The 24,671-nt window shown below is 49.2% G+C and carries 22 protein-coding genes; 9 read left to right on the top strand and 13 right to left on the bottom strand.

The window, feature by feature from the left end:
- The first annotated feature begins 571 nt into the window (after positions 1-571).
- Together H8792_RS05440 and H8792_RS05445 are read left to right on the top strand one after the other, a co-directional pair.
- Positions 572-4,894: a hybrid sensor histidine kinase/response regulator gene (locus H8792_RS05440; protein WP_185977925.1), complete on the top strand. Its 4,323-nt coding sequence runs from the start codon at positions 572-574 to the stop codon at positions 4,892-4,894.
- Positions 4,887-6,140 carry a diguanylate cyclase gene (locus H8792_RS05445; RefSeq protein ID WP_185977926.1) on the top strand — a complete coding sequence of 418 codons (1,254 nt, stop codon included), beginning with the start codon at positions 4,887-4,889 and terminating at the stop codon, positions 6,138-6,140. The genes H8792_RS05440 and H8792_RS05445 overlap by 8 nt, the downstream gene beginning before the upstream one ends.
- 8 nt (positions 6,141-6,148) lie before the next feature.
- Here H8792_RS05445 and msrA read toward each other — a convergent pair whose 3' ends face one another.
- Positions 6,149-6,724 carry a peptide-methionine (S)-S-oxide reductase MsrA gene (gene msrA / locus H8792_RS05450; RefSeq protein WP_185977927.1) on the bottom strand — a complete coding sequence of 192 codons (576 nt, stop codon included), beginning with the start codon at positions 6,722-6,724 and terminating at the stop codon, positions 6,149-6,151.
- A 59-nt stretch (positions 6,725-6,783) separates the two neighbouring features.
- Between msrA and H8792_RS05455 the strand changes: the two genes are divergently transcribed.
- Positions 6,784-8,229: a cryptochrome/photolyase family protein gene (locus tag H8792_RS05455; RefSeq protein ID WP_228766963.1), complete on the top strand. Its 1,446-nt coding sequence runs from the start codon at positions 6,784-6,786 to the stop codon at positions 8,227-8,229.
- On the opposite strand, the gene H8792_RS05460 is transcribed toward H8792_RS05455, so the two are convergent.
- The 3 genes from H8792_RS05460 to H8792_RS05470 all read right to left on the bottom strand — a co-directional run bounded on the left by H8792_RS05460 (position 8,226) and on the right by H8792_RS05470 (position 11,825).
- Complete coding sequence (locus H8792_RS05460; RefSeq protein ID WP_185977928.1) at positions 8,226-9,599, bottom strand: sensor histidine kinase; 1,374 nt, start codon at positions 9,597-9,599, stop codon at positions 8,226-8,228. The two genes, H8792_RS05455 and H8792_RS05460, sit on opposite strands and share 4 nt — an antisense overlap.
- A complete protein-coding gene (locus H8792_RS05465) occupies positions 9,596-10,255 on the bottom strand; it encodes a response regulator transcription factor (RefSeq protein WP_185977929.1) in 660 nt (219 codons plus the stop codon). The genes H8792_RS05460 and H8792_RS05465 overlap by 4 nt, the downstream gene beginning before the upstream one ends.
- Before the next feature lie 226 nt (positions 10,256-10,481).
- Positions 10,482-11,825 (bottom strand): Y-family DNA polymerase, encoded by a 1,344-nt coding sequence (locus H8792_RS05470; protein WP_185977930.1) that lies wholly within the window; start codon positions 11,823-11,825, stop codon positions 10,482-10,484.
- Positions 11,826-12,086: 261 nt separating this feature from the next.
- Between H8792_RS05470 and H8792_RS05475 the strand changes: the two genes are divergently transcribed.
- The 4 genes from H8792_RS05475 (at position 12,087) to H8792_RS05490 (ending at position 15,562) form a co-directional block, all read left to right on the top strand.
- Positions 12,087-12,515, top strand: coding sequence for a LexA family protein (locus H8792_RS05475; protein ID WP_319558581.1), 429 nt, complete (start codon positions 12,087-12,089; stop codon positions 12,513-12,515).
- Between the two features lie 168 nt (positions 12,516-12,683).
- Positions 12,684-13,070 (top strand): glycine cleavage system protein GcvH, encoded by a 387-nt coding sequence (gcvH, locus tag H8792_RS05480; RefSeq protein WP_185977932.1) that lies wholly within the window; start codon positions 12,684-12,686, stop codon positions 13,068-13,070.
- Between the two features lie 125 nt (positions 13,071-13,195).
- Complete coding sequence (locus H8792_RS05485) at positions 13,196-14,389, top strand: class I SAM-dependent rRNA methyltransferase (protein ID WP_185977933.1); 1,194 nt, start codon at positions 13,196-13,198, stop codon at positions 14,387-14,389.
- 6 nt (positions 14,390-14,395) lie between these two features.
- Entirely contained in the window at positions 14,396-15,562 is a 1,167-nt protein-coding gene (locus H8792_RS05490) for a hypothetical protein (RefSeq protein ID WP_185977934.1), read from the top strand.
- Between the two features lie 31 nt (positions 15,563-15,593).
- Here H8792_RS05490 and lysA read toward each other — a convergent pair whose 3' ends face one another.
- Entirely contained in the window at positions 15,594-16,847 is a 1,254-nt protein-coding gene (gene lysA, locus H8792_RS05495) for a diaminopimelate decarboxylase (protein WP_185977935.1), read from the bottom strand.
- Positions 16,848-16,859: 12 nt separating this feature from the next.
- Positions 16,860-17,009, bottom strand: coding sequence for an LPS translocon maturation chaperone LptM (gene lptM, locus H8792_RS05500; protein ID WP_185977936.1), 150 nt, complete (start codon positions 17,007-17,009; stop codon positions 16,860-16,862).
- Positions 17,010-17,160: 151 nt separating this feature from the next.
- Here lptM and H8792_RS05505 point away from each other — a divergent pair, with 151 nt between their 5' ends.
- Together H8792_RS05505 and H8792_RS05510 are read left to right on the top strand one after the other, a co-directional pair.
- The gene (locus H8792_RS05505) at positions 17,161-17,835 is read left to right on the top strand and encodes an alpha/beta hydrolase (RefSeq protein ID WP_185977937.1); all 675 of its coding nucleotides are present in this window, start codon (positions 17,161-17,163) and stop codon (positions 17,833-17,835) included.
- A 20-nt stretch (positions 17,836-17,855) separates the two neighbouring features.
- Complete coding sequence (locus tag H8792_RS05510; protein ID WP_185977938.1) at positions 17,856-18,347, top strand: HugZ family pyridoxamine 5'-phosphate oxidase; 492 nt, start codon at positions 17,856-17,858, stop codon at positions 18,345-18,347.
- A 9-nt stretch (positions 18,348-18,356) separates the two neighbouring features.
- Here H8792_RS05510 and H8792_RS05515 read toward each other — a convergent pair whose 3' ends face one another.
- The 7 genes from H8792_RS05515 to metX form a co-directional block, all read right to left on the bottom strand.
- Entirely contained in the window at positions 18,357-18,770 is a 414-nt protein-coding gene (locus H8792_RS05515; protein WP_185977939.1) for a hypothetical protein, read from the bottom strand.
- A gap of 78 nt (positions 18,771-18,848) precedes the next feature.
- The gene (locus H8792_RS05520; RefSeq protein WP_185977940.1) at positions 18,849-19,787 is read right to left on the bottom strand and encodes a PilZ domain-containing protein; all 939 of its coding nucleotides are present in this window, start codon (positions 19,785-19,787) and stop codon (positions 18,849-18,851) included.
- Positions 19,788-19,818: 31 nt separating this feature from the next.
- Entirely contained in the window at positions 19,819-20,085 is a 267-nt protein-coding gene (locus tag H8792_RS05525) for a FeoC-like transcriptional regulator (protein ID WP_185977941.1), read from the bottom strand.
- A gap of 71 nt (positions 20,086-20,156) precedes the next feature.
- Positions 20,157-22,475, bottom strand: coding sequence for a Fe(2+) transporter permease subunit FeoB (gene feoB / locus H8792_RS05530; protein WP_185977942.1), 2,319 nt, complete (start codon positions 22,473-22,475; stop codon positions 20,157-20,159).
- The gene (locus tag H8792_RS05535; RefSeq protein WP_185977943.1) at positions 22,472-22,714 is read right to left on the bottom strand and encodes a FeoA family protein; all 243 of its coding nucleotides are present in this window, start codon (positions 22,712-22,714) and stop codon (positions 22,472-22,474) included. The genes feoB and H8792_RS05535 overlap by 4 nt, the downstream gene beginning before the upstream one ends.
- 183 nt (positions 22,715-22,897) lie before the next feature.
- Positions 22,898-23,524 carry a methionine biosynthesis protein MetW gene (gene metW / locus H8792_RS05540; protein ID WP_185977944.1) on the bottom strand — a complete coding sequence of 209 codons (627 nt, stop codon included), beginning with the start codon at positions 23,522-23,524 and terminating at the stop codon, positions 22,898-22,900.
- Complete coding sequence (metX, locus tag H8792_RS05545; protein WP_185977945.1) at positions 23,521-24,669, bottom strand: homoserine O-succinyltransferase MetX; 1,149 nt, start codon at positions 24,667-24,669, stop codon at positions 23,521-23,523. The genes metW and metX overlap by 4 nt, the downstream gene beginning before the upstream one ends.
- Between the last annotated feature and the right edge of the window lie 2 nt (positions 24,670-24,671).

Consider the following 24,671-nt stretch of genomic DNA (forward strand, 5'->3'; position numbering starts at 1 on the left):
CTTATGGTTTTTTAAAATGGTTACAAGATTATAAATAGGATGATTTGAGATAACCAGTTCATAAGAAATCGCTAATTTATGATGTCTTTATCAACCATAAAAACTTCCCGCTTTCAGAACGGATTCTATGTTTGGAATTTCCAATGGAGATGGAAGGAAATTTACCTTGTTTCAATAGATATTAAGTAATTTCATTAGTAGAGAAAATATCTGAATGGAGCAGGGGAATCGAGTATTTTTTCTTGCTCTATGGCAAGGTTTCTAATCTGGATTTTCGGTTGTTGTTTTCCCTTTTTTTCCTTTTAAAGTTAACCTTGTTTGATCCGTTTCTGGTGTCGGGGGTTTGTCTTTGTGAATTTCATCACGACTTTTTCAGCAGTTTTGCAGTTTGTCCATAAAGTTGGCTTATAAGTAAAGCTTCGAGTCTCTGTATATAAGTAATTGATGTTGAAGATTTTGTTGATCGATATATTCCGCAGAAAATGATGCAGCCATTGGTAATTTATATGAATGTCCTCTCGGTTCTGGGGTAAGCTGGAACTATTGCCTTTATTGTGACGAATACTTGCCTATGCGCCGCTTTTTCTCCCCAAAACTCTCGATTGTCTCTCTGGTTTTTATCGCCTTCAGTTTCAGTATTATCCTGTCGGTTTTTATTGTCGATACGTTGCTGTTTTCCGACCGTTCCAAAAGTGCGGCTCTGGATGAAGGAAAGCACGAGCTTTTGCTGCATGAGAGCGTTTTTCAGCAGTTTTTTACCGAAAGTAGTAATTCATTAAAGGCTTTGCAAAATTCGGCGAGTTTTCACCGTTATCTGAACGGTCAGTCTTCGGATATCAAAAGTGTCTTTTTGGCGTTGATCAACAGTAACTCGCAGATGATGCAGCTGCGTTATATCGATAAAAACGGTGTCGAACGCCTGAGAACCGAACGCTTGAGATTTCCGGGAGAAACCCCGGCGTGGATAGACGGGGCCGATTTACAGAATAAGGCACACCGATATTATTTTTCCGAGTCAAAGAACCGACCTCTAAATAAAGTCTGGTTTTCGGAACTGGATCTGAATATCGAACATGGTGAGGTCGAAGTGCCGTTCCGGCCGACGGTGCGGGCTATGTTGCCGTTGGAGAAAAACGGCCAGTTCGACGGTATTTTGATTATCAACTATTTTGCACAGTTTCTGCTGGATTCTCTGAAAGATGCCTGGGTTTTCGAGCACACCTTAGTCGACTCCAAAGGTTATACCTTGGTGTATGACAAGGATATGAGCAAAAACTGGGGGCGCTATCTTGAGCCGAAATTTAATTTTCAAGAGGCTTTTCCCGACAACTGGAAGGCCGTTTTGGAAAATTCTTTTTTCCGTGGCGAGGATTTCGTTGCCAAGCGCTTCGATCTCCCTATGTCGGATCCTCTGACTTTAATTCTGAAGATCAAACCCAGCTATCTTGAAGAGGTGAAGGCCAGTCGGGAAAAAGAGTTTTTGCTTGATTCCCTGATTGTATTCGTGCTCGCCCTGATCGCATCGGTGTTTGTCGACCGGCTCTTTAAGCAGCTGCAAACCAAGGTGTTTGGTTTTGACCGGCAGATTCGTATGGCGTCCAAAGCGGCGAAGCTCGGTTTTTGGGAACTGGATTTGAAAGAGAATGTTTTCACTTTTGACGATACCTATTACGAATTATTGGGAGCCACTGCCGAGCAGATGGGAGGCAATAAACAGTCTTTCGAAAGTTTCTTGAGTACCGTACCCGAAGATCAGCAGAACTTTATTATCGGCCTGCGCCGCGAGATGGAAAAAAACCATGAGAATTATTCCAAGCAGGTTGAGAACGATTCGATTCTTCCTGACGGAAGCGTGATGACCGTGTTGGCAAGCTATACGGTGATCTATCAAAACGGTGAACCTCTGTATTGCTACGGTGTTAGTCACGATATCACCGACGTCAAAAAGAAAGATAAAGAGATTCTCAGCTATAACCGCCAGATGCAGACGGCAGCCGAAGCGGCGAATTTGGGCTTCTGGAGATTTGACATTGAAACGCTGAACTTCGCGGTGGATGAGTCGTGGTTGAAAATGATGAAATTCGATCTTGCCGAGAGTAATGGCGTGTATAGTTGGGATGAGTTGCTGGAGCATTTTCTCCCGCCTTCAGAACACCGCTTGATCGAAGCAAAATTGTCGGAAATTTTCCTCAAGCATCATCAGTTCCAGGATAGTTTCGAATTAAGGATGATCGATAATGAAGGCCAGGTTCGTTATTTTAATGACTACTATCTGGTGCGCTATAATGATCAGGGCCTGCCTACCGAAGTACTTGGGGTCTCTCAGGATATTACCCTGGATAAGAAGACCCATGAAGAGATTCTGGCCAGTCGTCGCCAATTGAGCGATGCGCAGAAAATCGCCAAGATGGGCAGCTGGTATCTGGATTTGGAAAACGGCGAATTGCAGTGGTCGGATGAAATTTACCGGATTTTTGAATTAGACCCGCAAGATTTCTCGCCCTCCTACGAAGCATTCTTGCAGAAAATTCACCCGGACGATCGCGAATCGGTCAATAAAACCTTTAAGGAGTCTTTGCAGAATAAGACTTTCTATCAGATCGAGCACCGGCTGCTGATGAATGACGGGCGGATAAAATATGTTCTGGAGAGAGGAAATAATCTCTTTAATGAGCACGGCGAACCCGTCGAGTCGCAAGGGACGGTTCAAGATATTACCGAAGCCAAGCTGATGCAACAGAGCTTGGTTGAGGCCAAGGAGAAGGCCGAGGAAGCGAATAAGGCAAAAGGTCTCTTCCTCGCCAATATGTCGCATGAAATCCGTACCCCTTTGAACGGTATTATCGGTTTGACGCGCCTGACTCTGGATACGAACCTGTCTCCGGTTCAGAAGGATTATCTGCTTAAATCGCAGAAAGCTTCCAAAGCGTTGTTGACGATTATTAACGATATTCTGGATTATTCAAAAATCGAGTCCGGCAAATTTGAATTGGAGAAAGTGCCTTTCGAAATCAACGAGGTCTTGTCGAATGCTTCGGATCTGTTCTCCTACCGGGCACAGGAGAAAAAGCTCTATTTTATTTTCCATATTGATTCCGATATTCCGCATATCCTGGTCGGTGATCCTCTGAGACTTTCGCAAATAGTCAACAATCTGGTCGGCAATGCCATCAAATTTACCGAAAACGGCGGGATTGAGGTACAGATTCACCTATTGGAAAAAACCGATAGTCAACTGAGTCTGGAATTTGTGGTCAAAGACACCGGGATCGGTATGACCGCTTCTCAGGTCGAAAATCTGTTCCAGCCTTTTGTTCAAGCAGACAGCTCCAATACCCGCAAATACGGCGGCACCGGGCTGGGTCTGGTAATCAGCAAGCAATTGATCGAAAGTATGGGCGGCAGTATTTCGGTGAATAGCCGCTATGGTGAGGGCAGTGAGTTCCGCTTTACCATCGATGTGGGCTATGACTCTGCTGCTGCCAACCAGAGCAACCCTGCTCTTGAACCCCTTAAGAACAAGCGTTTTATGGTGGTGGATGACAATGACATCGAACGCGGTGTTGTGGTGCAGATTCTGCAGAATTGGGGGCTTGAGGTCGAGCAAATCTCCGATCCTCAACAAGCATTGGAAAAACTGGAAAGCGAGCATTTTGATTTTCTGATTCTTGACTGGCAAATGCCGAAAATGGATGGCATTGAACTGTTGAAACGTCTTCAGCAGGATATGGGGTTAGATATCCCGCATGTTTTGATGACCACAGCCTTCGGTAGGGAAGAGCTATTGCTGAATGCAGAGAAGCGCAAGGTGAACGTCGAGAAAGTCCTTGCCAAGCCGTTTACTTCGGGATTGTTATTGGAAAGTCTGTTAAGTGAAGGCGAGCGTGATTTTGTCGCCGTCGGTCGAGTGTTGCTTGCCGAAGACAATGAATTGAATCAGGTTGTCGCGGTAGAAAACCTGAAACGATTCGGCTTGGATATAAAAGTAGTATCTAACGGTTTGGAAGCCGTTAAAGTCGCGCAAAACGAAGAGTTTGACCTGATTTTGATGGATCTGCAAATGCCGGTAATGGATGGCTTCGAAGCGGCATTGAAAATCCACCGGATGAATAAATCGGTGCCGATTATCGCATTAAGTGCCGCGGTACTGGAGGAAGATAAAAAACGCACTCAGGAATGCGGTATGGTCGATCACCTTGCCAAACCCCTGGATGTGGATGCTTTGAAAGGGGTCTTGTCTACCTATTTGAAAACGGTAGACGTAGCGCCGATTAAGCATCATGCGGAACAGAGCGATATTGTCGAAGAGGAGATAAGCAAAGATTATCTCGACTTATTTTCTTTGACTCAAAGAGTCGGTAGTCGATTGCGGGCTTATGAATTGTTGGTCGAGTTTGCCGACAGTTATCGTGGATGGCCGGAGGAAGCCGGCAAGTTCAACACGGAAAACGGCTTTGATAAAGAGTGTTTGAATGCTCTGCACACCTTGAAGGGGCTCTGCGGGAACCTATCGCTGCCGAAGGCGTATGAGCTGGTATCGGAGATCTATCAAAACGATGATCAGGAGAAACAGCTTCAGCTTTGGCCTCAATTTTTGCAGGCATTGGCCGATACTATTAATTTGATTGACGAATCGATTCATATAGAGGTTCCGGTGAATGACCAGGCTTCACAGTGGTCCTTAGATGAAAAGGTTCGATTTATAAATGTTTTGAAAGACGATTTGATGGCAAACCGTTTTATTGACGACGAGCGTGTAAAAACCGCCCGTAAGATGGTTGAGGATCAGCTGGATGAAAAGGCTGCAAAAGCTTTCGAGACCGCAATTCAGCAGTTTGAATATCCATCCGCTGTCGAGATGTTGCAGCAGGTCGGGGAGGCACTAGATGTCTAAATCTCTGGTTCTGGTGGTTGATGACGAGCCGATTAACCTCCGAATGGTTAGTACGATTTTGCAAGATCGTTATGAAATTCTAGTCGCTAAAAACGGCCATTCCGCTCTGGAAATTGTCGAGCATCAGAAACCCGATCTGATTCTGCTGGATATCGTTATGCCGGATATGGATGGTTTTGAAGTCATTCGCGCCCTTCGTAAAAAAACTGTCTCAGCCGAAATTCCGGTAATCTTTTTGACGTCAAAAACCGACCAGGCGGCGATTGTCGAAAGTTTCCGATTGGGTGGTGTCGACTACATTACCAAGCCGTTTTATCAGGAAGAGTTGAATGTGCGGGTGGATAATCAGGTTCGTATGCACCGTTTGCAGAGCAATCTTAATGTCGAATTGAAACGCAGCCACAGGAACTTCCAGATTATGGACCGGCACATTGCGTTTATCTTTATCGACTTTACCGCAAGCATTACCTTTGCCAGTTCGTTTTTTTGCCAGAATTTCGGGTGTTCGGTCAAAGATGTGGTCGGTAAAAAGGTCAATGTACTGAAATCGAATTTGACGCCGCAAAACCTCTATAAAGAGTTGTGGAATACGATTTCTCAGGAGAAGGACTATCACTGTGAAATCGAAGATCGCAACTTTCAAGGCGGAACCAACTGGTATTCGGTCAATATTACGCCCAATTACGATGAGTACGACAACTGGATCGGTTATATCGCCTTTTACAAAAACATCGACGATCAGATTCAATTGAAGGCGTTATCGGAAACGGATAAACTGACCGGAATTAACAATCGCGCCAAACTGGATAAAGAACTCAGCCGGGAACTTGACCGTTCCGAACGTTATGACTCGCCCTTGTCGATTATTATGCTTGATCTCGACTACTTCAAAGACGTTAACGATCATTTCGGGCACGAAATCGGCGATCAGGTGATCCAGGCAATCGCGCATATTCTGTACAACAATGTTCGCAAGGTGGATATCGTCGGGCGTTGGGGCGGCGAAGAGTTTTTAATTATTTGTCCGCAAACCGATCAGGAGGGTGCGCAGACTCTGGCGGAAAACCTGCGAAGTAAAATCGAAGTGTTCGATTTTCCCGAAGTCGGGCAAAGAACTTCCAGCTTTGGCGTGGCGCAGTTTCAGAAAGAGGAAGATCGGGTTACGTTCTTCCGTCGTGCCGATCAGGCCTTGTACAAAGCTAAACGCGAAGGGCGCAACCGAGTCTGTATTGCGATGCCAGAGTGAGTGTTGCGCTAGTCATTAAGTTGTGCGGCACATTCGCTTAGCGGAAAAGCGATACCGGTTCCGCCCAGGCCGCAATAGCCATGCGGGTGTTTTTGCAGATAGTCCTGATGATACTCTTCGGCGCGGTTGTAGTGACGAAGCGGAGCTATTTCAGTGGTGATTGCCGGCCAGCCTGCGGTATGCAAAACTTTCTGGTAACAAGCCTTGCTGTGCTCGGCCAAATGTTTTTGCGGCTCGCTGTGGTAGTAGATTGCGCTGCGATAGTTTGAGCCGACATCATTGCCTTGCCGGTCGCCTTGAGTGGGGTTATGATTTTCCCAGAATTTCGCTAATATTTCGATCAGGGAGACTTTTTCCGGATCGAAAGTAACTTTGATAACTTCGGCATGGTTGCGTTTTTCCGCCAGGCCGGTTCTTAAATGTTTCTCCAGATCGAGCACCTGATGGTAGTCGGTGTGCAGGTCGTCGCCTCCGGCATAACCGCTTTCGACGTCGATCACGCCTTCAATGGCGGCCATACGTTTCTCGGCTCCCCAGAAACAGCCCATTCCCAAAACGATTGAGTCGTAAGTGTGCGAGTCCATGATCGTCTCCTTTGCGTTATCGGCGGGGCGATACTCATCATAACAAAAGGAACCCGAAGATGATAACTGCTTTGGTATGGATTCAAAGAGAGTTTCGTATCGATTACCTGCCGGCTTTGCAAAGCGCTTTGGCTCAGGCGGATAGAGTTATCGTCGCTTATTTTCACGATCCGGTTTATTCCCAAGGCGAGGCTGCCAGTGTCTGGTTGGCGCAGGCGATAGAGTCGCTGCAACGGGACTTAACGAAACGTCGTGGATCGGCTTGTCTATGGATTTTGGAAGGGGATTTCGAAAGCCATTTTCGCAGCTTGCTTCAGGAATATTCCGTGCATAAGGTGCATTACTCTTTTCAGGTCGGGCATCCGTTCTTTGAAATGCAGCAAAAAGCGCAAAGAGTCTGCGAAACTCTGGAAGTCGGGCTGGAACCGCATTTTTCCGAGTTCTGGTTCGAGCCGGGGGAAGTTCTAAATAAGAAGGGCGAACCCTATGCGGTATTTACTCCTTTTTACCGAAACCTGCAGACCCGGTTGGACGAGTTGGTTCCGCTGGAAAAAACGCGCACCGATCTGAAGAAGCTATTGCCGGTTGCCAGCGATGATTGGACCGCTTGCGAATCCTTAAACCGATTGAGTCGGCAGCCGTGGGCGATCGAAATGATGGCTAATTGGGAGGTTGGGGAAAGTGCCGCCTGGCAGAAGTTTCTCTCCTTTGTCGATGGCAAGCTGCAGGATTACGAAATGCAGCGTGATTTCCCTGCACAGGATGCGACAAGCGCTTTGTCGGTGTATTTGAATTTCGGTCACTTGCCGAGTCGGATGCTGGTTTTTGAATTCCGGGCGATCTCGCAGGATAATGATCTGCAAGCGCTGCTGAGCTGGCAGCGCCAATTGGCCTGGCGGGAGTTTGCCCGCTTGCTGTTGTGGTTTTTTCCTTATACCGAAGAAATGCCGTTCCAGAGGCGTTTTGTCGACTTTGCATGGGAAGGTGTTGATCAGCGTACGCATATCTGGCAGAGAGGACGGACCGGTATCCCCATCGTCGATGCCGGAATGCGGGAGTTATGGCATTCCGGTTATATGCACAACCGGGTGCGCATGGTGGTGGCGTCGTTTTTGACGAAAAATCTCAACCAGCACTGGCTGATCGGCAAGCAGTGGTTTGACGATACCCTGCTGGATGCCGACCCGGCCAATAATGCCATGGGCTGGCAGTGGGTTGCAGGCTGCGGAGTGGATGCCGCTCCCTATTACCGTCTTTTCAACCCTCTGCGCCAGAGCCAGCAATTTGATCCGGATGGCGATTATATCCGCCGTTGGGTTCCGGAGCTGGCCGCACTGCCGAATTCGGCGATTCACGCGCCTTGGCAATATCCGGAAGAGTGTCGAGCCGTGGGAGTTGAATTGGGTAAAGACTATCCGTTACCGGTGGTCGATCTGGAAAAAAGCCGGTTGCGCCATCTTGAACGGGTCGAGTCTTTGAAATCGGTCGGATTGGAAGGAATTTAGGTCGAGAGTTTTTCAAACAGCAGGCAGATTTTTAATCCGCCCAGATCGCTGTCCAGAACTTCGATGTCGACTTGATGAGCCAGAAGTATTTTGGCAACGATCGTTAAGCCCAGACCGCAGCCGTCGGCTCTCTGGCGATGGTGTTCCTGGCGGTAAAAGCGTTTGAAAATCTGCGGTTTTTTGTCGTCAGGTACGCCGTCACCGCTATCTTCGATACAGCAGTAAATGTGTTTTTCCTGTGATTGGAGTTTGATATGGATCTGTCCGCCGTTGGGTGTGTACTGAACGGCATTGTGCAGCAGGTTGACGAAGACTTGCAACAGACCGACTTCGTTACCTAAGACCCGGTCGTATTGCTCGGCGCCTTCAACTTCCAGATCGATTTTTTTATAGCTGATCAAAGGATAGAGGGTGTTGATGCTTTGCGTCAGTATGTGTTGCAGTTGCAGCGGTTTAAAGGCTTCGCGTTGCAGTTCAGGCTGTGCCTTATAGAGATTGAGCATTTGGTCGGCCAGATGCAGAGTCCGTTTGACGGTGTTTTGGATGGCGGTAATCTGTGCCAGGTGTTCCGGAGAATTGATGCAGCTCTGTAGTAGATCGATCTGAATTTTCAATGCGGCCAGAGGGGTTCTCAGCTCATGGGCGGCATCCGAAGTGAAGCTTTTTTCTTCGTGAATGGCGTTTTGGATGCGTTGCATCAGTTGGTTGATTTCATTGATAAACGGCTGAATCTCTTTTGGCGTGTCGTGGCGTAAAATCGGTTTCAGGTCGTAAGGGTCCTTGCGGGAAATCAGGCGGGTAATACGCTTGAGTGGGGAAAAACCGGCCTGAAAAATAACGAAAACGAATAGCAGGATCAGCGGGAAGCCGAGCAGTAGCGAAAACAGCAGGTTATGGGTCAGGTTATTAATAATTTCCGAACGGACTTTATGATGTTCGGCGGTGATTAACCAGTAATGCGGTGCGATTGGTAACATATAGCCGCGCCATAATCCATGCTCAAACTCGATATTGTAGTAGCCCTGTCTAAGCGGGGTGAATTTGTCGATAAGAGGCGTCGTCGGAGCGAACTGGGAACCGCCGATAATTTTTCCTCTCTGGTTGAGTATCTGAAAAATGATCTTGTCGGTGTAGTCTTCCTGGTTGTGTTCTTTTGGGACTTGATTGAGTGAATCGAGCAGACTCAAGGGGGCATGTTTGACGACTTCGGAGACCAGATAAGCGTATTGCTTGAGTTCGGCGTCATAGATCTCTTCCACTTCCTTGCTGACCACATTGTGGTTAAGCAGGGTGATTACGCTGTAGCTCAGGAGCAACACCGTAAAGGTTGCGATCATTAAACGCCGGCTGAGGGATGGTCCCAGACTCATTGCGGTTCGACGCGATAGCCGAGTCCGCGGATCGTTTCGATAAAGCGGATCGGGATTTTCTTGCGCAGGTTGTGAATGTGGACTTCGATACTGTTGCTACCGATGTCATGCTGCCAGCTATAGAGTTTTTCTTCCAGTTGCTGTTTGGAAACGATACGCCCTTGATGTTCGAGCAGAACTTTCAACAGGATAAATTCTTTTTTGGTGACTTTGATGTCCTGATTCTGATAGCTCACGCAGTGATGCGACAGGTCGATCTGCAGGCCTTTGTAGCGAATCTCGTTTACGGTGCGCCCTTCTCGGCGTCGGGAGACGGCTTGAATGCGGCTGACCAGTTCCTGAATGTTAAAGGGTTTGCTTAAATAATCGTCGGCACCGAGGTCCAGGCCCTGTATCCGGTCTTGTAGGCTGTCCCGCGCAGTCAGGATAATGATCAAAATGTCGTTCCCTGCTTGGCGCAGTTCCTTCAACAGCGTGATGCCGTCCATTTTGGGAAGGGTCAGATCAAGCAGTAGCAGATCAAAGTTTTCCGTATTAATGGCGGCCAGCGCCTGCTCGGCATTCGTCACCCAGTCCACGGTCATGCCGGACTTTTTTAACGATGTTTGCAGAGCGAGTCCGAAATCCGGATCGTCGTCGGTCAGTAAAATTCTCATAATATCTAATTTTCTGTCCTCTTGACTGCCATGGCAAGCGTTTTTGATTAGACGCTATGCTCTTTATACTGAGCTGGCTTCAAGAGGGTCGCCGTAATTCCTTAGCCCGCGGTCGGCGATCTTAAGGGTTTGTAATCAAGTGGTGAACTTTACCATGTCTGAAGCCGAATGGGGTATGCTGAAAAATCAGTATTCGATTTTATGCCAATGGCTTCTAAGGTATTAATTAATTTACAGTTAATAGTTCGCCCCACTGAGTAGTATAGCGCGGAGACATGAGATTGCGTCTCATTTTCCAGGAATTATTTAGCAGGCCGCTGCTGCCGAGCTGCAGGCTGTTTTGCCCATTGTGGCGGTTGATCCGATCCATCAACTGCATAAGGTTGGTCGATTTTTGTTCAGCGGCAAGGTCTTCCGGAGGCGAGAACAGATCGAACTGCTCCGTCCCCCAGGGCTCAATGTCGCTCAAAACCACGCCGGCCTTGGCGTAATCGAAACCGCTTTGCCAGATGGCTCGAAGTGCCTGGTGAGCGTAACGGCTTAAAACGATGCTGTCGTCGCTCGGCCGAATCCAGACGATACTCTGCTGATTGCGGTAAGTCGGTTTGAAAGAGTGGTCGGCTGTACGAATGTGTACGCTTAAACTGGTGCAGCGACATTGTTGGCGGCGTAACTTTTCAGCGGCCTTGCAAACGTGGTAAGTCACCGCCTGGCGCATTTCCTGCAGGTCCGTGATGTTGCGGCCGAAAGAGCGTGAGGAGATGATCTGTCGCTTATAGGGATGGGCATCGTAAAATGGCAGGCAGGCTTGTCCGTTAAGCTCTTGTACGGTACGTTCCAGATGTACCGAATACAACCGTCTGACGGTTTTACTGTCGGCATGTTTCAAATCGTAGGCAGTGTGGATGTTCTGTTCATGGAGGCGGTTGGCCATGCGCTTGCCGACGCCCCAGATCTCACCGACCTCAAGTGTTTTCAGCAAGGCATCGTGTGCTTTTTCGGACAGGTTTCCGAGATTGAAAACACCATTGCTGTAGGACAGTTTTTTTGCCAGACGATTAGCGAGTTTCGCTTCGGTCTTGGAACGCCCGAGACCGACTGCAACCGGTAAGCCGAGGTATTGATCGACGGTCTGCCTCAGTTTTCGGGCGTGTCGTTCCGCGGCTTCGAGAGTGAGATTGCCGAAGTCCAGGAAGCTTTCGTCGATTGAATAGATTGTCTGGCGTTCGGCGAAGCCGGCGGTAATGCGGTGCATTCGGTGACTCATATCTTCATACAGTTCGTAGTTTGAACTGAAGACGACGGTGTCGTGTTTTTTCAGCAGACCGGCAACCTTATAATACGGCTGAAACATCATGCTGTTCGGCATGGCGGCGTGGTAGCCGCCGGCTCCGAGATTACGCTGCTTGAAATAGTGACGGTCGAGTTGTTTGGCCAGATCGTTGGCGGCGACAATGCAGCCGTCATTGTTGGATAGCACGACGACCGGACGGTGTTTTAGCCATGGTTGAAAGGCGATCTGGCAAGAGGCGTAAAAAGAGTTGCCGTCGACTAAGGCATAGAGAGGCATGAGTTTCTCCGCAAGAGGTGGATTCTATTTTTTTGAATTGTGTTACATAAATCAAAAATATGCAATAATATTTGCCTGTTTTAAGGGTGGGAGTCGGTGATGACTGAGAACATAAACAAGAGTGCGCACGGCGGAGTGCGACGCGGTGCCGGACGAAAAAGTGGTTCCGGGCGTTTCGGTGAAAAAACCAAAGTTATCCGTGTCCCGGAATCGCAGGCCGAGACCATCCAAGCCTGGATCAAGCAGGGAAAGTTTGCCGATATCGGAAATTTTTCAGACCTGTTTGTGCCTGCCAACGAAGCAACGATCCGTCTGCCTTTGTATGCCTCTAAGGTCATAGCCGGTTTTCCCAGCCCGGCGGAAGATTACGTCGAGGCGCGTCTGGATCTGAACGAAAAATTGATCCGCAATCAGGAAGCGACCTTTTTATTGAAAGTGCAGGGCGATTCGATGCGCGATGCCGGTATTCTCGACGGCGATATTCTGGTGGTGGATCGCAGTGTCGCACCGGCCGACGGCAAGATCGTAATCGCTGCCCTAGATGGTGATCTGACGGTAAAACGTTTGCGGATTCGTGACGGTAAAACCTGGCTGCTGCCGGAAAACCCCGATTATCCTCCGATTGCAATTCGCGAAGAGAGTGATATGGTGATTTGGGGGGTGGTTACCGCGAGTATTTCCCAATATTGACTTTGTCATCCGTCTTTTAAAATAGCGAATCTTGTTGAAATCGGCAGAGTTGCAAGTTGATGAGGAATTTCGCCGGCAAATATCCATTTCTAGGCGGGACGAAAAGAGATTTAATGATATGATGCAGCCATAGGCAGTCAGGATTAAGTATACAGGGAGAGAGGAAATATGAGCGTATTGCCGCAACATTTAAAATATGCCGAAACCCACGAATGGGTCTATATCGACGAAGAAGGTAATGCCGTCGTTGGAATCACCGATTTCGCACAAGAATCACTGGGTGAATTGATGAGTGTGACTTTTCCGGAATTGGGGCGGGATGTGTCTGCCGGTGACGATGTGATGTCTCTGGAATCAGTGAAATCCGCATCGGATATCTATGCGCCGCTCAGCGGTGAAATCGTTGAAATCAACGAAGCTCTGGAAGACGAACCGGAGTTGATTAATGACGAACCTTACGATGGCGGTTGGTTGTTTAAAATTGCACCGCACGATACTTCCGAACTGGAAGAGCTGTTGAGCGACGAAGATTATCAAGAGATGATCGACGCTTAATGTAAAGTCGGTATCTCAGCACTTTTCACAGTGCTGTTATTTGAAGTAAAGAAGAGGTTTTGCCTCTTCTTTTTGTTTACGGCGGCGGTTCCAACAGAACCGCTACCGCCATACGAGAGAAAAGAATGCGAGCCAGTTTACGATTAAAGAAAAATGAAGAGCGCCGTTTGAAGCAGGGACATTTATGGGTCTACAGCAATGAGGTCGATACCCAGCAGACACCGTTGAAACAGTTCGAGCCGGGACAGATCGTGCAGATCGAAGCCGATAACGGCAAGCCTCTCGGTATCGGATATGTGAATCCGAATACTTTGATCTGCGCGCGCCTGTTAAGCCGCGATGTCAAATTGGACTTTAATCTCAAATTTTTGAAGAAACGTGTTCAGGAAGCGCAGGCTCTTAGAGAACTGGTTTTCGATCAGCCGTATTACCGTCTGGTATTCGGCGAAGGTGACGGCCTGCCGGGATTGGTAATTGACCGTTTCGGCGACGTGTTTTCGGTGCAGATTACCACCGCCGGTATGGAAGCGGTCAAAGAAGATGTCGTTCAGTTACTGGAGAATCTTTATCATCCGCAAGCGATCGTCTTTAAAAACGATACTCCTAGTCGCGAGTTGGAAGGCTTGCCGCGTTACGAAGAAGTGGTATACGGCAGCTTGCCGGAAACCCTGACGATCGAAGAAAACGGCACCCGTTTCCAGATTCCGGTCGAAGGCGGACAAAAAACCGGCTGGTTCTATGACCACCGCCAGTCACGCGCGATGTTGCAGTCGTGGGTGAAGGGAAAACGCGTATTGGATGTCTTCAGTTATCTCGGTGGCTGGGGATTGGCCGCGGCAACTGCCGGAGCGGCGGAAGTGACTTGTGTCGATGCTTCCGAAGCGGCTTTGGACGGAGTTGAAGCCAATGCACGTTTAAACGGAGTCGATTCGATTCTGACCACCATTCAGGGGAATGCTTTCGATGTCCTGAACGCCTTGAAACTGGAAGCGCATAAATTTGACGTCATTATTGTCGATCCGCCGGCGTTTATTAAGCGCAAAAAGGATTTCAAACAGGGATTTGAAGCTTACCGACGCGTCAATGAACTAGCGCTGAGACTGCTGGAAAAAGACGGTATCATGGTCTCGGCTTCCTGCTCGCATCACCTCGGCCGCGACCAGCTGTTGCAAGCGGTACAGTCGGCAGCCCGTCACGTCGATCGCCGTGTGCAGCTGTTTGCTCAAGGGCATCAGGCAGCGGATCATCCGGTACATCCGGCGATTCCGGAAAGCGAATATATTAAAACGCTGTTCTTTAAGAGCGGTCCGAGCTGGTAAACGCCCATGTCGAATGCGATCTCCGCCACCATCGACCTCCGTCAAAAACAGCTGGCTCGTCACTGTTTTTGGGACGAGGCCGAGCAGTGTCTGTGGATCGACGCACGAAAACTGTTTCCGAAAATCGGTGTGGTCGCCGTGCCGGGCTGGGATGCGATGTTAATGGATTCGCAGCCGATTCCCGATTACCCGCCGTTTTTCAAGGTTTTGGCCTGGGCGAATTTGTCGCAGCTTTCGTCCTGGAGAAAACAGATCCCGTCCTGGGTGCAGGAGAGCTGTTTGCTCTTTCCTTCACATCAATTGCGCCTGCTGCATTTCGCCGGTAAATATCCGCAAATTCTCGAGCTGCTCGATCATGCACCGATGCTGGCCTGGCGTCTGGTGAGTTCCCGCTTGTCGGAAGCGGATATAGTGGCACTGTTGGCAGGCAAACGCAGTCAGCTGGCGGCGCAGGTCGGCTGGCCGGGCAAAGAGGAAACCGTTAAATTTCTGCGTAATCTGCGCTTGCGTCTCGTGAATCCGCAGATTGCCGAGCAGATCGATGTCTGTTTGCTGGACGAACGCCGTTTGCATGCTTTGCAAAGTCTGCCGCGCATCAATTCGATGGCGCTGGCGCTGGCGGCACGCTTCCCGGAAATGATCGGTTGCCGATTGCATCACGCTTTGGCACAGCTGCCTTGCCGTCCCATGCAATGTCAGTCGATGATTGCGTTGCTGGAAGATGCTTACTGCTTAGCGGAACAGATGCAGTTACCTAAAGAGGAAGTCGCTTTAATCGGTACCAGCCGTTATCTGATTGATGTCGAAAAATTATATCGCCGCTGGATGGAGCTCTGGTTGGATCAGCAGACGGAAGGTGTCAGCGAACTGCATCTGTCCACTGAGCCGAAGGTCATTGCTTCCAAGGGAGAAATGCTGGCGCTGAGCACGCTTTTACAGCACGCTTTTTGGACCGATTGGCCTGAAGAGAATTGCGAAACTCGTATACTGGTGGCTTGGCGGGATGAGGACGGTTATTGGGGAGCCTGGATCGAGCCGCATCTGCAAACCGGTGGCGCTGAACCGCAGATTATCCGCATTCGCGGTGAGGACAACTGCCTGGCGCAAGCCAAGCAGTTGTCGACCCTGCATCTCTGGTTAACGTCGCGTTTGCCGCGGCAAACCGACGCTTAGGCAGGTAGGTCGAAAAAATTTCCGTCCCGTTTCAGTCTTTAATCAGAAGCTCGCTGCCCATCAGGTCTTCGTAGGTTTCGCGCGGTCGGATCAGCCAGCTTTGATCACCTTGAACCATGACTTCTGCAGCACGCGGTCGGGTATTGTAGTTGGAGCTCATGGTAAAGCCGTAAGCACCGGCAGAACGTACCGCCAGCAGATCACCTGCCTTCAGATTCATACGGCGGTTTTTCCCCAGAAAGTCACCGGTTTCGCATACCGGTCCGACCAGATCCCATTCCGCATCCAGGCCGTCTTCGCGCGGCTCTACAGGTATGATCTCCTGATAAGCCTGATATAGTGCCGGGCGAATCAAATCGTTCATGGCCGCGTCGATAATCGCGAAGTTTTTATGGTCGGTCGGCTTTAGATATTCGACTTCGGTCAGCAAGATACCGGCGTTACCGGCAATTGCTCGGCCTGGTTCGACGATGATTTCGATGCTTGGATCGTTCAGTTCCTTGACCAGTGCTTGAATATAGTCGCTGATTTCCGGCGGAGTTTCATCTGTGTACTGTATGCCCAAACCACCGCCAAGATCCACGTGATGAAGGTCGATACCGAGTTCGGCTAAGGTGTCTTTCAATGCCAATACACGTTTCAGAGCATCCACGAAAGGGGTGATCTGCGTCAATTGCGAACCGATGTGGCAGTCGATACCGATCGGATTGACGTGCGAACAGGCGCAGGCGTCTTCGTAAAGCTCAGGTGCCTTGAGAATATCGACCCCGAATTTATTGTCTTTCAAACCGGTGGATATATACGGGTGGGTCTGTGCATCGACATCCGGATTGACGCGAATGGAAATATTGGCGATCTTGTCCATTTCTTGCGCCACTTTCTGAATGCGATCCAGTTCGGCATGCGACTCGATATTGAAGCAGCGAATCCCGACTTCCAGAGCACGGCGAATTTCGCTGGACTGCTTGGCAACACCGGAGAAAACCACCTTATCCGGATCGCCGCCGGCACGCAGCACACGCTCCAATTCCCCTTGGGAAACGATATCGAAACCGGACCCCATGCGCGCCAGGACATTCAGTACCGCCAGATTGGAGTTGGTTTTAACCGCGTAACACACAAGGTGAGGCTGGCTGCCAAAAGCGTCATCGAAGGCTTTCCAACGCTGTTCGAACTCGCTGCGTGAATACACATAAAGCGGGGTGCCGTAGGTTTTTGCCAGTTCACTCAGACTGACGTTTTCGGCGTGAAGTCGGTTGTTTTGGTAGCCAAAAGCTGTGCTCATAGAAAAATCCTGTTACTGTTGATTCGGTTCGGCCGGAGGGGGTTGTACTTCCTGCGATGTCGCCGGCTGTGGCTCTTCTTCGACATATAAAGAGCCTTTTTTCCCGCAGGCGCTCAGCGCCAGGCTGCAGCAGATTAATAATACGCTTAAGGAAATATGCATCGTTCCTCCTATGACGGGCGTTCGGCAGTGACGTGAAACACCATCAGCCGTGACGTCGGCCTCGCTTGCCTTTAAAATGGAGCTATTTTATCAGAGAGTCTCACCCCGGCGATATTTTATAGTGCTGCCTGGGTATTTAGGAGTGTAGAGTATGAGTAAAACGCCGCCGATTGTTGTCGAGCCGAAAAATAAAGACGGAAATGAACTGGAAGCACAGGCTGCGGTAATCTGGCTGCACGGGCTGGGAGCCGACGGTTACGACTTTCTCGGAGTCTTGCCGCAATTGAATTTGCCGACAGAGCATCATATCCGCTTTATTTTTCCGCATGCCGATGAACAGCCGGTGACCATTAACGGCGGGATGCGCATGCGCTCCTGGTACGATATTCGCAGTCCCGATCTCTTGAATGATGTTGATGCTGATGGAATCCGTATCGCCAGCTACCAAGTTTACGATCTGATTGACCAGCAGATTAAAGCCGGCATCGACCCTAAAAAAATTATTCTGGCTGGTTTCTCTCAGGGTGGTTTGATCGCTCTGCACGCCGGTCTCGGCTATCAGCAATCGCTTGGCGGCATTATGGCTCTATCGACCTATTGTCCGATGGAACAACAATTTAATATGCATCTCGAAATGCCGATTTTTATGGTGCATGGCACCGAAGACAGTGTGGTGCCTCTGGCATTAGCCGAACACGCTTATACTGCCTTAAGCAACAGGGGCTATCAGATTGAATGGCATACTTATTTAATGGGGCATCAGGTCTGCGGCCAGGAACTGATGGATATCCGAGCTTGGTTGTTTAAGGCTTTGGATATTGAATAAAATTGCCCCGGGAGAGAGTGATGACGGCTCAGGAATTTTGTGAAGGATTTGTCGAAACCAGGCAGGCTCTGGTATTAAGTACTCTGGATGAAAACGGCAAGATCGAGACCAGTACCACGCCGTTTGCAATGGATGAAGGCGGCAGCTTGTATATCTTTGTCAGCGAGTTGTCGCAGCACACCAAAAATCTGTTATGGCTCTGCGGTCAGGATCAACAAGTGGTTTCCGGTCTTTTACTGGAAGACGAAATGCAAACCGAGCAGCCGTTTGCGCGTCAGAGATTGAGCTTTCAGGCACGAGTGGCTCAAGTCAATCGCGGTACCAAACAAGGGCAGAAAGCCTTGGGGTTGATGAAAGACCGTTTTGGTGAAATCATCGATCTGCTCAGCGGTCTGGGAGATTTTCATCTGTTTGCTTTGCAGCCGCTTGAAGGCGGTTATGTCAAAGGATTTGGCCAAGCGTATCGTTTCGAAGGCTGCCTGTGTCAGAATCTTCGACCGGTGCGCAATTAAGTTCCATCGTCAGCTGCCATTCTGGCGGGCATTGATCATTTGTATGCGGTGCAGGTTGGCCAGCCAATCGGCAAAATGCGGGTGATTTTCGCGAAATAATACTTCCAGCTGGCGGGCGGTTTTATTCGGCATGCCGTAGACGGCTCCGACGATTTCCACCAGCTTGTTGATATAACGATTCGGAAAGCCGGTATTCACTTCGAAAGTGCTCAGCTTGGTGAGAATGACGGAGTTGATAATCTGTAGCCATTGCTGGGAAGACAGTTGATATTTGCTTTCCAGTTCGATGGGAACTCCTTGTTTGCGCATCAGCAGCATACTGCGGAGATCCGTCTGGCTAATCAGTTCCAAGGCCGGATTGCGGTAAGAGACCGGTAGCCGGTCCATAAAGCTGGAATCGATATTGTCTTGATCGCCAAACATGTAAGTTCTCTTAAATTTAACTCATTGATTAGTTAGTTTATCGGCTTCGATAACGGAAACTGAAATTTACCGCAGGCTCTATAGTTCCACATCCATGCAGGATTCGATCTCGAATTTCTGAATTTCATTCTGCAGATATTTTTGCGGTTCGCTATCCGGAAATTCGAAATTGATGGCAAAACGTTCAGGATGGCCGTTTTTTTGCGGGGTGTTGGAGACGACCTTGCCATTGAATTTAATCACTTTGTTTGGTGGGTCGAAGGCTAAAAAGACGTCGACAGCCGCATGTAGGGGGAAACCTTTCGAACTATGGAAAGCCATGCCGGTTGCGCTGATATTGACGACCTGTAGCGGCCAGTTATCCGGGTTTTGGGTATCAAGGTGATCGCTGCAGATATGTTGGTAGATTTCCAGATAGGTTTCGAACAGGTCGTAAATACCCAGCATTGCCTGGCGAAGCGGAATCTGTTCATGCTCGGGGGAGCGGAAATCATCCATGCTGGAATCAATTTCGAAGCCGCTCTGCTTGAGCTTGGTAGCGGCAAAATAATTTTGGCTCGATTCGCTTAGGTTGTGGAGAAACTGCTTAATGATATACAGGTATTTATCTTCGAATTGTTTCAGGAAGCTGTAGGTTTTCGGAGAGTGCGGTTTGATATTATCCAAGTGTGGAAAGCCGTCGGTCATTTGCTGCAGATGGACGCGCATTCCGAAATCTTGCAAGGGTTGAATCCCGTGGCTGATAGAGTCCAGGCATTTACCGAAAAAAAGAACCGATTGAAACATCTCCGTCAGTAAGGTTTGTATCAAAGAGTTTTCCGGCAGTTCGTTGAGCATCATTTTGACGAGCTGGGTATGACGATTGACTTTGAATTCGATCGAAGGAGGAAAGTAATCGGTTCCGGTAGCGTATATCTGTCGGTTTTCAATAGGAGAACTTGGACGAATAAAATAACGCACCGGCATGTCGACACGATGAAAACGGCGACTGTTATTTTTTTGAAACCACTTTTTCATTGAGGATCACAGCAGTTGGCTTGGTTCCATTCTAAAGAATTTGTACCGGAATGGACAGATTTTTTAGTGGCTTGTCGATCCACTGATAACTTGAGCCTAAAGAGGTTTGAACACAGCCGGTCGAGCATAGTCCTGTGCTGCAGCCGTCGGCGCCGATCTCTTGAATATGTCCCTGTTTGATTAGTGGAGCCAAGAGTGCATAAGCCGCATCTTCGCTTAGATCAAAGCGGTTTTTGATGTCCGAGAAGGTGACTCTGTCGTGGGTTTTTATATAGCGTTTCAGTTCGAGAAGAATCATAGGACCGCCCTTTTAAAAAGACTTGAAACATCGGGCGGCAAGAGAAATAAAGCCCTGAAAACAGGACTCTATTAAAAACGTTTTTGTACCGAGTACCTTTTTCCGACCCGTTTCAATACTAAGAATTGTAGCAAGAAAGTCGCTAAAATCGCTAGTATCCATGTAGCGGAGCTTTGCGGATGCTGGTTAAAGGTCGCTGCCTGATAGAAGGCAATGGCCACACTAAAGCCGAGGAACATGCTCCAGCTTCCGCTGTATAGCGCCCAGCGCCACCCCAGCTCCTGCTTGATGGCTCCGAAAGTCGCCACGCAAGGGAAGTAGAGCAGAATCAGCAATAAGTAAGCGTAAGCGCCGATACTGCCGTCAAAATAGTGGGCCATCTTATCCAAGGTGGAAGGTGTGAAACCTTGCTCTTCGGCCACGGCAATTTTGTCTTCCACGTTTTCCAGTGACTGCAGACCCAGCGGATCGGTCAGGTCGGAGAAAATCGAACTGATATTTTCGGGAATGGTCATCACGGCTTCACTTAAGGCACCGATGAAATCGTAGCTTTGATGATCGACCGCTTGATCGGATTCATTCTGGTACAGTGCGTCCAGTGAACCAACCACCACTTCTTTCGCCAATAGGCCGGTGATCAAACCGACGGTTGCCGGCCAGTTTTCTTCGCTGATTCCAAGAGGTTCGACAACCGGTGTCAGGGTTTTGGCTGCGGTACTCAATAACGAAGTCGGTTGGTTTTCATGACCGAAGGTGCCGTCGGTTCCCAGACTGTTAAAGAAATTCAGTGCCAGCACGACCAGTACGATAACTTTACCGGCGTCGAGAATAAAGCCTTTGAGTTTATTGCGAGTGTGTTGCAATACATTGATCGCCGCCGGTTTATGGTAGATCGGCAGTTCCATTAACAGCGGCGGGGCTTCGCCCGGCAGTAGGGTTTTCTTTAACATTAATGCGGTCAGTACTGCGGCAAGAATACCGGTCAGATAGAGTGAAAACACCAGCAGGGCGGCATTGTCGCTGAAGAATGCAGTGGCGAACATCACATATACCGTCAGGCGCGCACTACAGGACATGAACGGAGTCATCATCACCGTCATGATTCGATCGCGGTGATCCGGCAAGGTTCTGCTGGCGAGTACCGCCGGGATATTACACCCGAAACCGACCACTAAAGGAATAAAGGCCTGTCCGGAGAGGCCGAGTCGACGCATCAGATTATCCATGATCAATGCGGCCCTCTGCATGTAACCGGTATCTTCTAGTATCGAAAGCAGGAGGAACAGGGCGCCGATTACCGGAATAAAGGTCGCGACGACCTGAATCCCCCCGCCGATACCTTCCGCCAGGAAAGCGATCAGCCAGCTGGGGGCGTTAAGAGATTGCAGCAGCGCGCTCGGTCCGTCGACGAACAATGCCTGTGCGCCAAGGTCGAAAAAGTCGATAAACGCGTTTCCGACAACGATGGATAGAGCAAACACCAGGTACATGATGCCAAGAAAAATCGGCATTCCCCAGATCGGATGCAAAGTCCACCTGTCGATCAGGTCGGTGGTATTGCGAGTGAATTGATCGGTGTGAATCTGGCTGGCATGAGCCGCATCGTGGGCAAATTGGAAATAGAGATCGGCCGCGATTAAAGCGAGGTCTTCCTGATAGTGTTCTTCCAACATGCGTTTTTCGCTGGCACAGAAGCTGCGAAGTTCCAAAGCTGCTTCGTCCGGATGAATCAGCATCTGCAGGCTCTTCCAACAAGACTCCGATTTTGGATTACCTTGCAGGTCACGCAGTTTGTGGACCGATTCATGCAGAGTTTCCGGCAGATCGAAGTGCAGATCGGAACGGCGGTTCAACAGAGAGGGCAGTTGTTGCTTAAGCTGATCGATCCCTTTGTTGTAATAGGCCGAAATCGGAATAACCGGACAACCGAGCTGGGCGGCAAGCTTATCGGTATCGATCTGCAGATTGCGTTCCAGCAGCAGATCCATACGGTTCAATACCACTACGACCGGCAGCCCCATGTGCAGAAGCTGGGCGGTTAAAAACAGCTGGCGTTCCAGACTGGTGGCATCGACGATATTTAAAATGACATCGGCTGGCTGGCATTGCAGAAATTGGCAGGCGACCTTTTCGTCCAGGCCGCTGTGCGGTGACTGCTCAAGGCTGTAGACACCCGGCAAGTCAATCAAGTGATAGCTTTCCTGGTTCAGGTCAAAATAGCCGGACTTCTGTTCAACGGTCACTCCCGGCCAATTCCCTGTTGTCTGCTGAGAACCAGTCAAGCGGTTGAAGAGGGTGCTTTTTCCGCTGTTAGGGTTTCCGATGAGGGCGATTTGGTGGGCGTGAGCGGCTATTTTAGGATATTTTTTACTGGGTCTGATAACCGTCATGATAAGGGCTCAACATGGATGTGTTCCGCAATTTTCTTATCAATTGCAAAACGACTGCCATCTACCGAAACAATCAAATTGTGACCGCGCGCCAGAATCAGTTCAACAATGCTATGGGTATGAAATCCCAGGTTCACCAGGCGCATTTTGAGTTTCAGGTCACCTTCCAGCGCAGTGATCTGGCTGATTTGCCCGCTGCGACACTCGGAAAGAGAGAAGGAATGAGTTTGTTCGGTCATAGGTAATAGTACAAATGATAATAATTTTTATTTGAAATATATCAGAGAATACTCAAAAGCTCAAGAGTAACTGAGTAAAATGCAGGGTTTTTATGTGATCTTTTGATTTCTCTTAAGAAAATCGAATTTTACTCGTGACAAGGAGGAGAAGTGTCGACCTTATCGTCACTTCTCGTGTTATGGTTATTCGCTTTTGTCCGCAATTTTGCGCTGAATTTTATAGAGTGCGACTTCGCCAAGCAGGTTCGGTAACAGGCTCATGCCGAACGAACTTCGATGGTCGCTGTTGACCACGGTGCGGGCAACCACTTCGATGCCTTTTTGTTCACATAGGTTTTCAAAATCCTTGAAGGTGCACATGTGAATATTTGGCGTGTCGTACCAGTGGTAAGGCAGCGTATCGGTTTCCGGCATCTTGCCCAGAAACATCAGCTGAGCGCGGTTACGCCAGTGAGCGAAGTTCGGGAAAGTGATAATGCACTGTTTTCCGACATTCAGCAGCTCGTCGAGCAACTCGTCCGGACGACTGACGACCTGCAGGGCTTGCGTCATAATCACGAAATCGAAGGAATCTTCGTCGAAATAGTGACACAAATCGTGGCGGTTCAGGTCGCTCTGGATCACGTTGATCCCTTTTTTAATCGCTTGAATATTCTTTTGCGGGTCGATCTCCATCCCGTAGCCGGTGACTTGGTGAGTGTCGATCAAGTGCTTTAATAGCTTGCCGTCACCGCACCCCAGATCAAGGACCCGGCTGTTTGGTGTGATCCAATCGGAAATCAGCTTGAATTCAGGTGAAATCACGTTCATGCGGCACCTCCCAAAGCTTCAATATCCTTCCAGACCCGTTGCATATAAGAGCGGAAAACGCCTTCGTAATGCTCGTTCGGCAACAAGAACGCATCGTGGCCGTGTTGCGATTCGACTTCGGCGTAGCTGACATCGGTATCGTTATCCAGCAGAGCCTTGACGATTTCATGCGATCTTTCCGGAGAGAAGCGCCAGTCGGAAGTGAAAGAAACCACCAAAAATTTTGCAGTCGCTGCGGCTAAAGCTTTGCTCAAATCGTGTTCGTAATCGGCGGCAGGGTCGAAATAGTCGAGTGCCTTGGTCATGAGTAGATAAGTGTTGGCGTCGAAGTTTTGTCGGGTGGCAAATTTTTCGCCCTGATAGCGCAGATAGCTTTCTACCTGGAATTCGACGCCGTAGTTGTATTGCAGTTTGCCTTCACGCAGTTCACGGCCGAATTTGCTGCCCATCATGTCATCCGACAGATAGGTCAGGTGTCCGAGCATGCGAGCCAGCGCCAGACCTTGCTTCGGCGTGGTATCGCGTTCGATAAAACGGCCTTTATGGAAATCCGGATCGGACATGATCGCTTGGCGGGCGACTTCGTTGAAGGCGATGTTCTGTGCCGACAGTTTAGGTGCGGCGGCAATTACCAACGCGTGACGAAGTTTATCCGGAAAATCGATCGCCCATTGCAATACCTGCATTCCGCCCATGGAACCGCCGATCAATGCCGCCCAGGTATCGATGCCGAGGTGTTCGCGCAGTTTGTTTTGGCTGTTGACCCAGTCTTTACAGGTGACAATAGGGAAATCCGGTCCGTAGATGCGCCCGCTGACAGGGTTAACGGTGTTGGGCCCTGAACTGCCACGGCAGCCGCCCAGATTATTGGAGCAGACTACAAAAAAACGGTTGGTATCGACCGGCTTTCCCGGGCCGATATAACCATCCCACCAGCCAGGCTTGCCGTTTTCGTCTACACCGGCGACATGGTGGTCGCCGCTAAGTGCATGACAAATCAGAATTGCGTTGGAGGCATCCGCGTTCAATTCGCCGTAGGTTTCATAGACCAGATCATAACGCGGCAGTTCCGCTCCGCTGATCAAGGCGAGAGGTTCTTCGACTTGTAATACTTGTGGTTTAGCCACTTCATTTGTTGTTGTCATTA

The sequence above is a fragment of the Thiomicrorhabdus heinhorstiae genome (assembly GCF_013391765.2).
Classification (GTDB): domain Bacteria; phylum Pseudomonadota; class Gammaproteobacteria; order Thiomicrospirales; family Thiomicrospiraceae; genus Thiomicrorhabdus; species Thiomicrorhabdus heinhorstiae.

Coding starts and splice junctions, on each gene's coding strand:
- H8792_RS05460 (WP_185977928.1), bottom strand. CDS start 9,599: ATGAGTCTGGGACCATCCCTCAGCCGGCGTTTAATGATCGCAACCTTT.
- lysA (WP_185977935.1), bottom strand. CDS start 16,847: ATGAGCACAGCTTTTGGCTACCAAAACAACCGACTTCACGCCGAAAAC.
- H8792_RS05455 (WP_228766963.1), top strand. CDS start 6,784: ATGATAACTGCTTTGGTATGGATTCAAAGAGAGTTTCGTATCGATTAC.
- metX (WP_185977945.1), bottom strand. CDS start 24,669: ATGACAACAACAAATGAAGTGGCTAAACCACAAGTATTACAAGTCGAA.
- msrA (WP_185977927.1), bottom strand. CDS start 6,724: ATGGACTCGCACACTTACGACTCAATCGTTTTGGGAATGGGCTGTTTC.
- H8792_RS05490 (WP_185977934.1), top strand. CDS start 14,396: ATGTCGAATGCGATCTCCGCCACCATCGACCTCCGTCAAAAACAGCTG.
- H8792_RS05465 (WP_185977929.1), bottom strand. CDS start 10,255: ATGAGAATTTTACTGACCGACGACGATCCGGATTTCGGACTCGCTCTG.
- gcvH (WP_185977932.1), top strand. CDS start 12,684: ATGAGCGTATTGCCGCAACATTTAAAATATGCCGAAACCCACGAATGG.
- H8792_RS05525 (WP_185977941.1), bottom strand. CDS start 20,085: ATGATTCTTCTCGAACTGAAACGCTATATAAAAACCCACGACAGAGTC.
- lptM (WP_185977936.1), bottom strand. CDS start 17,009: ATGCATATTTCCTTAAGCGTATTATTAATCTGCTGCAGCCTGGCGCTG.
- H8792_RS05505 (WP_185977937.1), top strand. CDS start 17,161: ATGAGTAAAACGCCGCCGATTGTTGTCGAGCCGAAAAATAAAGACGGA.
- H8792_RS05470 (WP_185977930.1), bottom strand. CDS start 11,825: ATGCCTCTCTATGCCTTAGTCGACGGCAACTCTTTTTACGCCTCTTGC.
- H8792_RS05440 (WP_185977925.1), top strand. CDS start 572: ATGCGCCGCTTTTTCTCCCCAAAACTCTCGATTGTCTCTCTGGTTTTT.
- H8792_RS05515 (WP_185977939.1), bottom strand. CDS start 18,770: ATGTTTGGCGATCAAGACAATATCGATTCCAGCTTTATGGACCGGCTA.
- feoB (WP_185977942.1), bottom strand. CDS start 22,475: ATGACGGTTATCAGACCCAGTAAAAAATATCCTAAAATAGCCGCTCAC.
- H8792_RS05445 (WP_185977926.1), top strand. CDS start 4,887: ATGTCTAAATCTCTGGTTCTGGTGGTTGATGACGAGCCGATTAACCTC.
- metW (WP_185977944.1), bottom strand. CDS start 23,524: ATGAACGTGATTTCACCTGAATTCAAGCTGATTTCCGATTGGATCACA.
- H8792_RS05510 (WP_185977938.1), top strand. CDS start 17,856: ATGACGGCTCAGGAATTTTGTGAAGGATTTGTCGAAACCAGGCAGGCT.
- H8792_RS05520 (WP_185977940.1), bottom strand. CDS start 19,787: ATGAAAAAGTGGTTTCAAAAAAATAACAGTCGCCGTTTTCATCGTGTC.
- H8792_RS05485 (WP_185977933.1), top strand. CDS start 13,196: ATGCGAGCCAGTTTACGATTAAAGAAAAATGAAGAGCGCCGTTTGAAG.
- H8792_RS05535 (WP_185977943.1), bottom strand. CDS start 22,714: ATGACCGAACAAACTCATTCCTTCTCTCTTTCCGAGTGTCGCAGCGGG.